The 13,789-nt window shown below is 68.7% G+C and carries 14 protein-coding genes; 9 read left to right on the top strand and 5 right to left on the bottom strand.

The genetic code is table 11. The annotated features are described in order from the left end of the window. Positions 1–65: 65 nt before the first annotated feature. A complete protein-coding gene (locus OCS65_RS05270; protein ID WP_029546270.1) occupies positions 66–770 on the top strand; it encodes a GAP family protein in 705 nt (234 codons plus the stop codon). Between the two features lie 42 nt (positions 771–812). Here the strand turns inward: OCS65_RS05270 and OCS65_RS05265 are convergent, their stop codons facing one another. Both OCS65_RS05265 and OCS65_RS05260 read right to left on the bottom strand, forming a co-directional pair. Next, a complete protein-coding gene (locus tag OCS65_RS05265) occupies positions 813–2,111 on the bottom strand; it encodes an alpha/beta hydrolase family protein (RefSeq protein WP_006947317.1) in 1,299 nt (432 codons plus the stop codon). A gap of 81 nt (positions 2,112–2,192) precedes the next feature. Next, positions 2,193–2,684, bottom strand: coding sequence for a metallophosphoesterase family protein (locus OCS65_RS05260; protein ID WP_029546272.1), 492 nt, complete (start codon positions 2,682–2,684; stop codon positions 2,193–2,195). A gap of 115 nt (positions 2,685–2,799) precedes the next feature. Between OCS65_RS05260 and OCS65_RS05255 the strand changes: the two genes are divergently transcribed. Together OCS65_RS05255 and phoU are read left to right on the top strand one after the other, a co-directional pair. Next, positions 2,800–4,587 carry a thiamine pyrophosphate-requiring protein gene (locus OCS65_RS05255; RefSeq protein WP_006931811.1) on the top strand — a complete coding sequence of 596 codons (1,788 nt, stop codon included), beginning with the start codon at positions 2,800–2,802 and terminating at the stop codon, positions 4,585–4,587. A 106-nt stretch (positions 4,588–4,693) separates the two neighbouring features. After that, positions 4,694–5,365: a phosphate signaling complex protein PhoU gene (gene phoU, locus OCS65_RS05250; RefSeq protein ID WP_006931809.1), complete on the top strand. Its 672-nt coding sequence runs from the start codon at positions 4,694–4,696 to the stop codon at positions 5,363–5,365. On the opposite strand, the gene OCS65_RS05245 is transcribed toward phoU, so the two are convergent. Further along, complete coding sequence (locus tag OCS65_RS05245) at positions 5,316–5,603, bottom strand: hypothetical protein (RefSeq protein ID WP_006931807.1); 288 nt, start codon at positions 5,601–5,603, stop codon at positions 5,316–5,318. The genes phoU and OCS65_RS05245 overlap by 50 nt on opposite strands. 101 nt (positions 5,604–5,704) lie before the next feature. On the opposite strand from OCS65_RS05245, the gene OCS65_RS05240 reads away from it, so the two are divergent. After that, positions 5,705–6,502, top strand: a complete 798-nt coding sequence (locus OCS65_RS05240) for an SDR family oxidoreductase (RefSeq protein WP_231772412.1) — start codon at positions 5,705–5,707, stop codon at positions 6,500–6,502. A gap of 63 nt (positions 6,503–6,565) precedes the next feature. Here OCS65_RS05240 and OCS65_RS05235 read toward each other — a convergent pair whose 3' ends face one another. Both OCS65_RS05235 and OCS65_RS05230 read right to left on the bottom strand, forming a co-directional pair. Further along, complete coding sequence (locus tag OCS65_RS05235; RefSeq protein WP_168580143.1) at positions 6,566–7,996, bottom strand: DUF1254 domain-containing protein; 1,431 nt, start codon at positions 7,994–7,996, stop codon at positions 6,566–6,568. Positions 7,997–8,228: 232 nt separating this feature from the next. Continuing rightward, complete coding sequence (locus OCS65_RS05230) at positions 8,229–9,698, bottom strand: PAS domain S-box protein (RefSeq protein WP_006931801.1); 1,470 nt, start codon at positions 9,696–9,698, stop codon at positions 8,229–8,231. 154 nt (positions 9,699–9,852) lie between these two features. Between OCS65_RS05230 and OCS65_RS05225 the strand changes: the two genes are divergently transcribed. From OCS65_RS05225 to OCS65_RS05205, 5 genes are read left to right on the top strand one after another with little or no spacing between them, the layout of a single operon-like run. Further along, positions 9,853–11,037 carry an acyl-CoA dehydrogenase family protein gene (locus OCS65_RS05225; RefSeq protein ID WP_050035955.1) on the top strand — a complete coding sequence of 395 codons (1,185 nt, stop codon included), beginning with the start codon at positions 9,853–9,855 and terminating at the stop codon, positions 11,035–11,037. 53 nt (positions 11,038–11,090) lie between these two features. After that, on the top strand, positions 11,091–11,453 hold the full coding sequence (locus tag OCS65_RS05220; protein WP_168580147.1) for a hypothetical protein: 363 nt from the start codon (positions 11,091–11,093) through the stop codon (positions 11,451–11,453). 3 nt (positions 11,454–11,456) lie between these two features. Continuing rightward, complete coding sequence (locus tag OCS65_RS05215; RefSeq protein ID WP_263509064.1) at positions 11,457–11,957, top strand: nuclear transport factor 2 family protein; 501 nt, start codon at positions 11,457–11,459, stop codon at positions 11,955–11,957. 48 nt (positions 11,958–12,005) lie between these two features. Continuing rightward, positions 12,006–13,286 carry an aromatic ring-hydroxylating oxygenase subunit alpha gene (locus tag OCS65_RS05210; RefSeq protein ID WP_006931795.1) on the top strand — a complete coding sequence of 427 codons (1,281 nt, stop codon included), beginning with the start codon at positions 12,006–12,008 and terminating at the stop codon, positions 13,284–13,286. Next, entirely contained in the window at positions 13,279–13,782 is a 504-nt protein-coding gene (locus OCS65_RS05205) for an aromatic-ring-hydroxylating dioxygenase subunit beta (protein ID WP_029546282.1), read from the top strand. The genes OCS65_RS05210 and OCS65_RS05205 overlap by 8 nt, the downstream gene beginning before the upstream one ends. Positions 13,783–13,789 lie beyond the last annotated feature (7 nt).

Here is a 13,789-nt window from a genome sequence, read left to right as displayed (position 1 = left end):
ACGGAGGACCCCGCCTCGTTCCGAAGACCGACGACACGCGTGCGGTGACCGCCGAGCATCGAGCCATGGACCTCGCTCTCCTGGGCACGCTCGCGGTGCTGGCGCTCGTGGACAGCACCAGTCTCGGCACCCTCGTCGTGCCGCTGTGGTTGCTCACCGCGCCGGGCCGGCCCCCCGTACGCCGCCTGCTGGTGTACCTGCTGTCGATCGCCGCGTTCTACTTCGTCGTCGGACTCGTGCTGATGTCCGCGGGCCGGAACGGCGCCGCGGCGCTCGCGCGGTGGAGCGACACGACGGCGTGGCACTGGGCGCAACTCTCGGTGGGCGCGGCTCTGTTCGCGATGAGCTGGCGATTCGACTCGGGGAAGGCGCGGGTTGCGGGCCGCGGGAGCCGGCTGCGGCACTGGCGCTCCCGGGCCCTCGAGCGGCAACGGACGGCGTCCGGTGTGGCAGTGCTCGCGCTCGGTGCCGGGACCGTCGAGGTCGCCACGATGCTGCCGTACCTGGCGGCGATCGGGACGATCGTGGCGACGGGACTGCCGGCCGCCACCGGCGCCGGCCTGCTCGCCGGGTACTGCGCGGTGATGGTGCTGCCGGCCCTGCTGCTGGTGGTGGGCCGGCTCGTCGTGCACCGGCGGATCGAGCCGCTGCTGCGACGTCTCGACGAGTTCACCGCCCGGCACGCCGACTCGGCGCTGGGATGGGTGCTGGGTATCGCCGGGTTTCTGATCGCGCGGGATGCGGCGGCGGCCCTGTTCCTCGCGGGCTGAGGAGGTCTCCGGGCCGGATCTCCTGCCCGGCGGCCACCTCGCTCAGCCGTCCGCCACCTCACGCGCCGACGCGCCGTCGGAGGCCCGGACGCGGGCCCGGTCGGCCAGCACCGTGTCCAGCCAGTCGAACATCCGCTGATCGGTGAGGCTGCGAGCGAGGGGCTGGCAGTGGAAGTTGGCACCCTCCGCCGCGGTGAACGACGCCAGTTCCTTCGCCCCGCGCAGCCGGTCGGCGAGCTGCCGGGACTGGCCGGGCCAGAACTGCTCGTCCTCGGGGTCGGTGACGAACAGCGGCGTCGTGATCGACTCGGGGAGATCGCCGAGCCGGTACTTCAGCACCTCGGTGAGGGTGTCGAAGTACGAGTCCATCCTGCGGTAGGGGCGGGCCCGGAACCGCCACGTGCGCTCGAGCCGGCCCGACAGCCGCATGCCGAAGGCCATGTCGCGATCGAACTTCTCCCGGTCGCCCTTCTCGAGCAACTCGATCATGTTCTTGGGCATGTGGGCAAGCCACGACGCGGACACGTCGACCACCCCCGGATCGGCGATTGCCGCCGCGATCCGGTGCTCGAAGGCCAGTGCGCGGGGCACCCAGTATCCGGCCTGACTGATCCCGTAGAGGGCGATGCGCGAGCCGTCGACCTCCGGGTACCGGAGGAGGAAGTCCACGATCGGCGTGATCACGGCCTCCCAGTCGTGCCGGAACGGCACGCCGCGCTCGAACAGCATGGACTGCTGCCCTGGACCGTCGAAGAACAGCACGTTGTAGCCGCGGGCGAGGGCGCCGGCCCCGGCGGCGGTCCACAGGCTGCTGATGGGCCCGTCGCTGCCGTTGTTCAGGATCAGGGTGGGGCGTGGTTCGCGGGTCTCCTCGCCGAGCGGCCGCAGCAGATAGCCCGGCAGGAAGCCGTCCTCGTAGGGAATGTCCACCCGCTCGGCCGGGTGCGCGGTGGTCTCGACGAACCGGTCCCACGCCGCCCGGTGCTGCCGAAACGTCGGCAGCAGCGGGCCGTCGTCGGCCAGACCGTCCACGGAGTTGACCGCGGTAGCGAAATACGTTGCGGCACGCAGGTATGCGCCCGCGGCGCTGACGACGTGCCCGGCCTCGGCGGAGGCATCGGCGAGCCCCCGGACTCGACTGCCGAGCGCCACCCAGGCCTCGAACCACTTCTCGTGATCCTTCTCGCCGAGCGGGGCGATGGTGGCGAGTACCTCCCCCACGTCCGCCGCACCGTGCACGGCCTGTCCGAGCAGGAACCGGACCTCGAAGTCGAAGTCCTCGTCGCGGTAGAAACCTGCGGTGAACGCCTGGTGCGGATGCGCAAAGAAGGATGCAGGCATGTGGGCTCCCTCGGGCGGTGGCGGGGCACACCCACCGTACGCCCGAACCGGTCGTTCGGCTCGATATCCGACTTCCGCCCGTCACAGGCGGTGCAGTTCCACCTCGTGCAGTCCGCCGTCGGCGACGGTCGCGGTCACGAAGGTGCAGAACGGTTGGCGCCGACGGTCGGTCGGTGACCCCGGGTTGAGCAGGCGCAGCCCCGTCGCCGTGGTGGTGTCCCACGGAATGTGGCTGTGCCCGAACACCAGAACGTCGGTGTCGGGATGAGCGGCCGACATCCGCCCGTCCCGGCCTGCCGAGGCTCCGGTCTCGTGGACGACGGTGAAGCGCACACCCTCCAATGTCACGCGCGCGGTCTCGGGCATCCGGCCCCGCAATTCCGCACCGTCGTTGTTGCCCCAGCACGCGACCAACCGTCCGGCCCGCTCGGACAATGCGTCGAAGAACGCGACCTCGACCCAGTCGCCGGCGTGCAGCACCACGTCGGCGCGGTCGACCTCCTCCCACACCCGCGCCGGCAGGTCCCGCGCGCGGACGGGGACGTGGGTGTCGGCCAGCAGCAGCAACCTCATGCGACCAGTGTGCCGCCCACCCGAGGTTTCGCCCGTCCCCCACCGGGCACCCGGCCCCGGAGGACACGACGAAGGGTGCCCGCGGCGGACGCCGGGCGCCACCGGGAGGAACAGCATGGCCAACGTCGCCGACGGGATAGTCGACCGGCTCCGGGCCTGGGGCGTCCACCGCGTCTTCGGCTACGCCGGAGACGGGATCGACCCGATCCTGGCCGCTCTGGATCGGGCGGCCGAGCACATCGAGCTCGTCACCGCCCGGCACGAGGAGATGGCGGCCTTCATGGCCACCGGGCACGCGAAATACACCGGGGAGGTGGGGGTGTGCCTCGCCACCCAGGGACCCGGGGCGGTGCATCTGCTCACCGGCCTCTACGACGCCAAGCTGGACGGCAAACCGGTGGTGGCGATCGTCGGGCACGTGGTGACGACGGCCCAGGGCAGCGGCTACCAGCAGGAAGTCGCGCTGCCCACGCTGTTCAAGGACGTGTGCGCCCAGTACGTGCAGACCCTCGATACCCCCGAACAACTCGGCGCGGTGCTCGACAACGCCTTCCGCACCGCACGGGCGACCTCCAGCCCGACGTGTGTGATCGTCCCGCACGACGTGCAGCAGGCCGACGTCGCCGGGGAGGAGCACGCCCACGGCGTGGTCCCCAGCGCCGCGACGGTCGCGGTCCCGCGGGTGCTGCCCACCGACGCCGATCTCGACCGGGCCGCCGACCTGCTCAACGCCGGGCGACGGGTCGCGCTGCTCGTCGGCCAGGGCGCATACGGCGCGGCCGCGGAGATCGGCGAGGTCGCGGAGCTGCTCGGCGCCGGCGTCACGACGTCGCTGCTCGGCAAACCGGTGATCGACGAGTCCCGGGACTGGGCCTGCGGTGTCATGGGACACCTCGGCACGACCGCCTCTGCGGACCTGACGGCCGGATGCGACACCCTGCTGATCGTGGGCAGCAACGATCCGTGGACGGAGTTCTATCCCGCCCCGGGACGGGCACGTGCCGTGCAGATCGACATCGCCGCCCGCAACCTCGGCGCCAAGTATCCCGTCGAGGTGCCCCTCGCCGGGGACGCCCGCGAGACCCTGCGCGCCCTGCTGCCCCGGTTGCACCGGACCGCCGGACCGTGGCGCCGCGACGTCGAGCAGATGGTCCGGAACTGGCGGCGGATCGCCGCCGCACGGTGCGCGGAGCCCCCGGACGGTCTCGATCCGCAGGCCGTCGTCCTCGATCCGCAGGCTGTCGTCGCAGCCCTGTCCGACCGGCTCCCGGCGGACGCCCAGGTGGCGGTGGACGTCGGATCGGTCGTGTATTGGTACGCGCGTTTCCTGCGACTGCCGCCGGGAGTGCCGGCGCACCTGTCGAGCACGCTCGCATCGATGGGGTCCGCGATGCCGTACGGACTGGCCGCCAAGCTCGCCCATCCGGATCGTCCGGTGATCGCCCTGGCCGGGGACGGCGCCATGCAGATGAACGGCATCTCGGAGCTGATCACCCTTGCCCACCGCTGGCGAGACTGGGCCGATCCGCGCTTCGTCGTCCTCGTCCTCGACAACGGCGACCTCACCGAAGTGTCCTGGGAGCAGAGGGAAATGGAGGGCGACGCCCGCATCCCCGCCTCGCAGACCGTCCCGCCCTTCCCCTATGCCGACTACGCCCGGCTGCTCGGCCTGGAGGGCATCCGGGTCGATCGCCCCGAGGACGTCGACGGGGCGTGGCACACCGCCCTGACCGCCGACCGTCCGGTGCTGATCCAGGCGGTCGTCGATCCGGCTACCCCGCTGCTGCCGCCGCGCGCCTCTGCGGACAAGGTCGAGAAGATGCTCCAGGCCCTCGAGCGGGAAGGCGCGCACACGGCCGCACAGCGGCTGCGGCGGCAGCGCGAGCAGGAAGCCGAGAACTGACGGCGGCGGTTCCCCGGCCCGAAGGGCCTCCACCGGGCGTCGACGGGGCCGCTTCCGGGTATACCCCCGTAACGGCAACGGAGGACAGCGCAGTGGATCGGTGTACATGAGGGCCTCGTTCGATCAACAGTTACGCGACCTCACCGGCAGGCTCCGCGGTCTCGCCGAGCTCGCGGCGAAGGCCCTGGAGCTGTCGACGCGTGCGCTGCTCGACGGCGACGTGGCCGCGGCCGAGGAGGCGCTCGATCTCGGCGAGCAGATCGACACGTTGCACACCGAGTGCAGCGAGCGGGCCGTGGCGATCCTGGCGTTGCAGCATCCGGTGGCCGGCGATCTCCGGTTCGTCTTCTCGGCGGTGCGGATGAGCAGCGACCTGGCGCGGATGGGCCAGCTCGCCCTGCACATCGCGCGGGCAGCCCGGCGGCGCACCCCCGGAGAGCTCGCCCCCGACGAGGTCCGGGACGACATCGCCCGGATGGGCGAACTCACGGCTGGCATGGCGCGCGGACTGTGTGACGTCTTCACGGAGCCGAATCTGGAGCTGGTCACCCGGGTCCGGAGCACCGACGCGGAACTCGACGCCGTCCACGCCCGTCTGCTCGGGACGCTCCGGGACCCGGCGTGGACGCACGGCGTGACCCCCGCCGTCGACCTCGCCCTGGTGGCACGCTTCTACGAACGCTTCGGGGACCAGGCCGTGGACGTGGCCGAACGGGTCATCTTCCTCATCACCGGGCGGCGCCCCGACGGCGATCCAGCTCCACCCGAGCGGCCCTGAGAATGTGCCCGGGCCGGTCCGGGTTCACGGTCCGTTCGAGGTCGGCGACGAACTCCTCCAGGCGCTCCGTGGGCCACGATTCGAGTCCCGCGCCCGTGCGTTCGGGATAGGCGGCGTGGACGACGTCGAGGATCCGGTGTGCGAGCCGGCGCGCGTCCGCCACGCCGAGGCGGTGGGTCGTGCCGTCGACGGTGACATCCAGCCCGTCGCCGGTGTCGGTCACGGCAAAGGTCGTCATGGGTGCACCTCCTGTGCTCACCGGTCATGACGTTACTCGAGGTGAGCGCCCGTCGACCACCGATCGGCGTGGAGGGGACGACGAGTGGGTACAGGCCCTGCATGAATATTCCTGCACCCGAGAGACTTGCGATCGTCACCGGAGCCGATTCGGGAATCGGAAAAGCCACCGCCGAGGTGCTGGCCTCGGAGGGATTCGACGTAGGCATCACGTTCCACACCGACGAGGCCGGGGCCCGGAACACCCGGGACGGGATCGAGGAGCGCGGACAGCGCTGCTTCGTCGTCCACCAGGACCTGACCAGTCCGGACACCGCCGACGTCGTCGACACGCTCGCCGAGAAGCTCGGCGGCCTGGGCGTTCTGGTCAACAACGCCGGAATCGGGCACATGGACCGGATCCTCGACCTGAGCTACGACACGTGGCGGGAGGTTCTCGCGACCGACCTCGAGGGTCCGTTCCTGTGCGCTCAGCGCGCCGCCCGTCGGATGATCGCGGGCGGCCGCGGTGGCCGGATCATCAACGTCACGAGTGTGCACGAGCACATCCCCCGGCTCGGCGCCGCCGCCTACTGCAGCGCCAAGGCCGGCCTGGGCATGCTCACCAAGTGCCTCGCACTCGAGCTGGGGCGGCACGGCATCCTCGTCAATGCGATTGCGCCGGGCGAGATCTCGACCCCGATGACGGGCATGGACGAATCCCAGGCGTATCGTGAGGACCGCCCCGGCAACCCGGTCGGCCGGCCCGGGCACGTCAACGAGGTCGCGTCGGCCATCGCATTCCTCGCGTCGCCGCGCTCGTCGTACCTCACGGGCGGCTCGATTCCCGTCGACGGTGGACTGATGCTCATGGCGGCACACGGCCACGACATGGCCGGGGAGAGCTGGCGCGAGATCTGAGATCGCACCGACTGGATCTCGCCGGTGCCGGGCCGAGGGCACCACGAGGCCGCGTCGGCGCCTCTACGCGAGTCGCTCGATGTCCGGCAGCTGCCACGTCTTGTCGAACCACGGTGCGAGGGGGCCGTACAGCCGGAACATGGCCCACCAACTCTTGCCGGGAACGGTCTGGATCCAGTTGTGACCGTCCTCGGGCGGTTCGGGACCGAAGTGGACGTCGACGGAGCCGTCCTCGTTCGTGGTGAAATCGCGGTCCTGGCTCGTCACCGACGGCCACTCCTGTCCGGTCTGCAGCATGGACCGGGTCTGGGTGTCGTAGGCGAGGATCGACCAGAAGTTGCCGGCCGGAACGTTCGCAGGGACGCGGAGCCGGTAGGTCCGGCCGCCGTCGAACGGGGCGCCGTCGGCGTCGACGCAGGCGACGACGTACTGGGAACCGGTGCCGATCCTCTCGACGTCCTCTGCCGGACTCACGCCGGTCACCGAGAAGTTGAACTGAGCGGCGGCGTCGAGCAGGGCGACCCCGTCCTCCTCGAACCGATGACCACCGAGGAAGAATGCGCGCCAAGTACTGCCCGGGTAGCGGTAGGCCTCCGGCTGCCGGAACCGGTAGGTGAGGGCGCGACCGGTGGCGTCACCCACCGCGGCGGCTTCGGTGAGGATCGCGCGCATGCGCTCGTCGGGGTCGAACGGCCTGCCGCGCCGGATGCCGATCGAGGCGAAGAATCCCAGGGTGAGCGGATCGGACGACTCGGGCGGCTCCGACTGCACCACCTCGTCGAGCATTTCCCACGCCCGGAAGTCGGCCGGGGGGACGCCGACCATGGGTTCGGGCGACACGTTCACGAACCGCATGGACGGCGGACGGCCCGCGAGCGCGAGGGGGTAGGCCCGGGTCTTGTCCTTGATGACCTCGACGGCGGGGTGGGGATCGCCGTGCTCGTCGAGGAAGCCCCGAACGAACAGCACCATGCCGAAGCTGTTGGTCCGCACCACGAAGTAGCCGCCGGGGACCTCACCGTCGTAGCCGGGGGGCAGCAGCAGGTAGGCGCCGCCCCGGCCCTTGTCGGGTCCGGTCAGGCCGACGTCGACCACCCAGCGTCCCCAGCTGTCGTCGATCGCGCCCAGCACGCCGGGCGGCGCCTCGATCACGAGCGGACCGTCGTGCAGGTCGATCCAGATGGCGGTGTACGACGTGCTCGTGTTAGCCGTGAGCCACACGGTGCGCGGATGCATCAGGTCTTCGAAGACGTACGCCGTCGAGTTCACCGGGCCCCATTCGAGGAGCGCGCTGCGCATCGCCGCCATGTTCAGCGCGGGCAGAGCCAGCAGGTACGCCTGCACGGCACGCTGAAAGTCCAGGTTGTCGAACAACGTCCGGACCGTCGCGTCGTCCGGGAAGCCGTCGAAGAACCGCAACGTGCCCAACCGGGTGTGAACCTCGTCGGGCGACTCGATGCCGGCCGGGATGGGGGTCGCCGTCGTATCAGTCATCGCCAGCCTCCTCGTCGCGATGCCGCCGACTCCGACGCTACGAATCACATCACCGGCTCTCTAGGGTCCAAAGCCCATAGCTCGCCCCCAGGGACGACCGAAGTCAGCGGCTTCTCCGGGACCCGTCATCCAGGAACCTTCGCCGTTGTGGCCACGGCGCCGCCCCGGGCCGGGTGCCGCCGTACCCAGCACACCTGTGTCAGCCGAGGTTGCCCTCGGAGGTGGATCGCAGTTACTCGGAGATGGGCAGGCACATCCGGACCTCGGTACCGTGCGGGTGGTTTGGCAGGTACCGGATGCTGCCCCCGTGTCGCTCGACGATGTGCTCCGAGATGATCAGGCCGATCCCGGAACTGTCCTGCTTGGCCGAGAAGGCCCCGGAGGCCAGACGGTTTCCCGAGGCACCGTCCATCCCTCGTCCCTGGTCGAGAACGGAGACGCAGGCCCACTCACCCCGCCGGGCCGTCCGGACTGTCAGCTCCTTGACGGAAGTCGAGGGCAACACGATCTCGTCGATCGCGTTGAAGCAGAGGTTGATGACCACCTGCCCGATCAGCACGCTCTCTCCTTCCACCGGCAACGGGGAACGGGACCTGTCGATCGATATGTGCACGCCCCGCTCGGCTGCCCGCAGACGAACGAAGTACAAACTCTCCTCGACCGTCTCGTTGAGGTCTATGGCAGCCTTGGTGCTCTCGATCCGCCGCACGTAGCGCTTCACGGAGGACACGATTTCCGCCGCCCGGCCGAGCTGCTTCTCCATCCTGTCCAACCCGTAGCTCAGCGCCTCGGGGTCGAGGGATCGGTCGGAGATGCGCGCCTTGAGGCCGCTCAGATAGTTCGTCGAGGCGGCGAGGGGCTGCCCGAGTTCGTGAGCGAGGATCATGGCCATGTCACCCATCGCGTTGTACCGGCTGAGGTACTGGAGGTTGGCCTCCTGATACGCATGCCGGCGTTCCCACTCCACGCGATCCGTCACGTCACGGATCGTCAGCACCCGGGACGTCATTCCGTCGTGCACCACGGCCTCGAGAAAGCCGGCCAGCCAGGTGGTGCTGCCGTCGCTCTTCTCGATCTCCTGCATGATGCCCACCGGCCCGGCCGCCGCGTCCAATTTGGCGACGACGGGCTCGGCGGTCAGGCGAGGCTCACACCGGCCCAGATCCTCCAGGTACACACCGGACAGTTCGTCCGGCGTTCTGCCGAAGAGCTGGGCCGCGAGCGGCGAGATGTCCTCGATGCAGTTCATCTCGTCGAGCACCACGATGCCCGCCGACGTGTGCGTCATGATGCGCTGTAGGGACTGCGACACCCAGCTGAGCTCCTCCTGGAGCTCCACCTCTTCGGCGATGTTGCGGAACTCGACCATCACGACCTGCCCGTCCTGGAAGGTCAGGAGCGAGGCGACCGCGTCTGCCAGGAAGTCCTGACCGTCCTTGGTCCGGTACTTCCACTGTCTGCGGCTCGAGCCGTGTACGACCGCGTCCTGCAACCACGCCACCCCGACCGAGCGCCGGTACTGACGCTCCTGGCTGCTCATGTGGTGGGCCTTCAACGGTCGCAGTTCGTCGAGGGTGAAACCGAACATCCGGCACGCGGCGGGGTTGGCCCAGAGGATGTTCTTGGACGCGGCCTCGTGGATGAGGATCCCTGTTTCCGTCTTCTCCACCATCTCCTGGAAGTCGCGGCCTGTCGGGAACATCGATCCTCACCTCCGGGTGCCGTGACGGTTCATTGTCGACCCACGAGCGGCGGATCGACCATAGGGGAATGCTTTATGACCGGCGGAGGAAATCCCGATACCGCCTCGTCCGAACCTTTCCTAGCGTTTTCCTCAGCGCGACACGACGAGGTGGATGGAGACGACGATGGCGATCCGGAGCACGATGAAACCAGTGCAGGCGGCAGCGGTGGGCCCTGCCCGGGAGAAGGCCTTCGAGGACGCCCTCGCCGTGCTGCTGGACCGGCGCGACGAGTTCAACCGGCAACGATTCGTGCCGAAGGACTTCATCGCGCTCTTGAAGCAGGCCGGACTCTACCGCGCGTCGACCCCGGCACGGTTCGGCGGAGAACCGATGGCCCCCTCCTCCTTCATGAGGCAGGTCGAGCGGATTTCCGCGGTGGATCCGGCCACCGGGTGGGTGGCAAGCTTCGGATCCTCGCTCGTGTACTTCGCGGCCCTGCCGGTCGAAACCCAGGAGAAGATCTACTCCGACGGCCCGGACGTCGCCTATGCCGGCGGGTTGTTCCCCATGCAGAAGGCCGAGAAGGTGGACGGCGGCTACCTGTGCAGCGGGCTCTGGCAGTTCGCCAGCGGATGCCTGGGCGCCGACATCCTCGGCATCGGTCTCGCCGGAGGCCCGGAAACGAACGGCAAGCCACTGACCGCCCTCGTGGACCCTGCCGACGTGGAGATCGTGGAGAACTGGGATGTCGCCGGAATGAAGGCGACGGGGTCACACGCAGTGAAGGCCGACAGGCTCTTCGTCCCCGAGGAGATGACGTTCGTCCGCGGTGGCGCTCCCCTGATCGACGAGCCGCTCACGCGGTATCCGTCGCTCGCCTACGCCGCCCAGGTGCTGGCGGTGGTGACTCTCGGCGCCGCCCGCGGCGCGCTGGACTACGTCCACGAGGTCGGAGCGGTCCGATCCAGCATCACCGGCGGTGACAGCAAGGGAAACCGGCCCGCCTACAAGACCGGCCTGGCCCGCGCCGAGGCCGATCTCCGCTCCGCTCGGGCCTTCTTCTACGAGATCACCGACGAGGTGTGGGACCTGGCGGTCCGCGGCGACGAGATCACCGACGAGTACACGGCCCTGCTCCGCCTGGGAGCAACCCAGGCCGCCCACGTCGGCCGCAACGTCGTGCTCGCCGCGTTCGACCTGGCCGGCACCGGGGCGATCTACGAGAGCCACCCGCTGCAGCGCTACCTTCGGGACGCTCTCGTCCCGGCTCAGCACGCCATGCTTCAGACCAACACCTTCGAGGCGGCCGGAGCCGTTCTCCTCGGCCTGGAACCCGGGATCCCCAGTTTCCCCTGACCAGGGCGGGATCTTCGAGACCAGCGCCTGCCTTCCCAGCGAAAGGACGCCCCATGACCGCCGAACCGTTGCGCACCCTGTTCTGCATCGGCAACAACCAGAACTTCTTCGACCTGCCGAAGGCGGAGATCGGCCCGGTGTGGGTCGGCATCTCCACCATGCTCTCGAATCTCGCGAACATGGACGGCATCCATGTCATCGGCACGTTCGACGACGACGCCCACATGGTGGGCCCGTCCGACGGCTGGCCCTGGACCTGCTACGTCCTGGCCGACGTGAAGGACCAGGAAACCGTGCGGGCCGCGTGCAACCTGTTGCGGACGACGATGATCGGCGAGTACGCCCTCTGGAAGTACTTCAAGATCGAGGCCCGCATGGGCCGAGAGCTGACGATCCGCGCCGACGTCGAGGTCTGATCCGTGACCGACACGGAGCACCGCCTCGAGGTGGTCGAGGCGAAGGAGGCCGTCCGCGACTGTCTCGCCCGCTATCTGGACCTGTGTGACGTGCCCGGCCCGCTGCAGAGCCCGGATCAGCTCGGCGTCCTGTTCACCGACGACGCGACCTGGGAAGGACTGGGTCCGGAGTACGCCGGCAAATTCGGAATCGCCAGGGGCCGAGACGAAATCGTGGCCCTCGTGTCCCGGTACCTGCCGCCGGCCGACCACTTCCTCCGCAACGTGCATCTCCTCGGGAGCGAGCAGATCCGTCTCGACGGCAACCGTGCGAGCGGGCAGTGGATCATGCAGCAACTGTCGCTCTATGCGACGGGAACGGCCGAGATTCTCTGCGCCCGGCTCACGATCGACTTCGACCTGGGCCGGACCGGGGGACGTACGGCGGCTCGCATGAGCCGGTTCTGCACCCGCCGGATGTTCGCCGCGCCGCTGCCCGCCGAGGCGATGTTCCAACGGATCTGATGCATCCCGGTGATGCCCGCCCTTGCACTTCACGAACGAAGGAATCACATGACGACGACAGAAGAACCCACCGCACGCACCTACGCGGACCTCGTCGCGAACGACCGGGTCGCGGGCCGGCTGTACACCGATCCGGACATCTTCCAGGAGGAGATGAAGAAGATCTTCTACAAGACCTGGGTGTGGGTGGCACACGAGAGCGAGATCCCGGAGGCGGGCTCGTTCAAGACCACCCAGGTCGGAGACCAGCCGGTCATCGTGACCCGGGATCGCAAGGGCAACTTCAACACCCTGCTGAACCGATGCCGGCATCGCGGGGCGACGGTGTGCGACCAGCGCAGCGGCAAGGCCAACGGCTTCACGTGCCCGTACCACAACTGGTCCTACGCACTCGACGGACGTCTTCGCGGCATCCCCTACCCGGACGGTTACGAGGGCGTCGTGGACAAGAAGGACTTCCCGCTCCAGACGCTGCGCACCGAGAGCTACCTGGGGATGATCTGGGCAACCTTCGACCAGGACGCCGAGCCGCTCGAGGACTTCCTCGGCGACGCCAAGATCTGGATGGAACGCTTCTTCAAGCAGAGCAACGGATTTCCGACCAAGGTGCTCGGCGTTCACAAGTTCCGGTTCAAGGGGAACTGGAAGATCCAGCTCGAGAACACCACGGACGGGTACCACTTCCCGATGGTGCACAAGTCGTGGATGGCCTCCGTCGACGCCGAGACGGCGGACATGATGTCATTCATGGACGACCCCGCGGCCGAGACCCACGCCCTCGGCAACGGGCACAGCGTCGCGATCATGGCCGCGGCCCACGCGGATCTCGATGTGGACGACGGAACGGAGGAGATCCAGCCCCGCTTCCAGCATCTGGTCGACGAACTCGCCGCCGCGGGAGAAAGCCCCGAACGGATCCGTCGCTATATGCGTTCCATGCACGGTTGCGGGTTCAACCTCAACACCTTCCCGAACGTCGCGATGTCGTCGTCGTTCTTCCGGGTCCTGATCCCTCTCTCCGTCGACGAGACCGAGATCTGGCACATGGCCCTCGGCATGGACGGCGGGCCCGAGAGCGTCAACCGCGAGCGACTGAGGATCCACGAGCACTTCCAGGGGCCGTTCGGTTTCGGTAGCCCCGACGACGCCGAGGGTTGGATCCGGGTGCAGATCGGGGCCGGCGGCAATCCGAACATGCCGATCCTCGTCAACCGCGGCGAGGGACGCGAGTACACGACCGAAGAAGGTTGGCCCACCTCTCATGTCACCGACGAGACGGGGATGCGGGAAGCCTACGCGATGTGGAAGAAGATGATGAGCAATGACTGAGGTCGTACCGATGCCGACCCTGACGGACTCCCGTACCCTCCGGGCCATCGAGCTCGTCTGGAAGGAAGCTCAGGTCCTCGACGCCAAGGACTATCGAGCCTGGGAGCAGATGTACACGGACGACGCACATTACGTGATTCCCATCGATCCGGACACCGACGACTTCGCCGCGGGCCTGAACATGGTCTACGACGACAAGCGCATGCGGCACCTGCGCGTCGAGCGGATGATGCAGGGCTACTCGCCCTCCGCGGTGGCCGCGGCCCGGACCGTGCGGATCGTCTCGCGGTTCACCGTGGAGGAAATCACCGACACCTCGGTCACTCTCCGATCGGCCCAGATCCTCAATGCGTTCAAGCGCAACGAATTCACGACGCTCGGCGCCGAGCTGACCCACCGGATCGTTCTCGGAGCGGACGGGGACAGAATCTCGCTCAAGGTCGTGCGGCTCATCGACAGCGAGGACGCGGTCAGCGCCTCGGGTTACCTGCTGTAGGGGGCCG

This window comes from Rhodococcus aetherivorans (assembly GCF_025722975.1).
Taxonomy (GTDB): domain Bacteria; phylum Actinomycetota; class Actinomycetes; order Mycobacteriales; family Mycobacteriaceae; genus Rhodococcus; species Rhodococcus aetherivorans.
The sequence above is the reverse complement of the archived record's forward strand: the minus strand, read 5'-3'. Positions and strand labels throughout refer to the sequence as shown.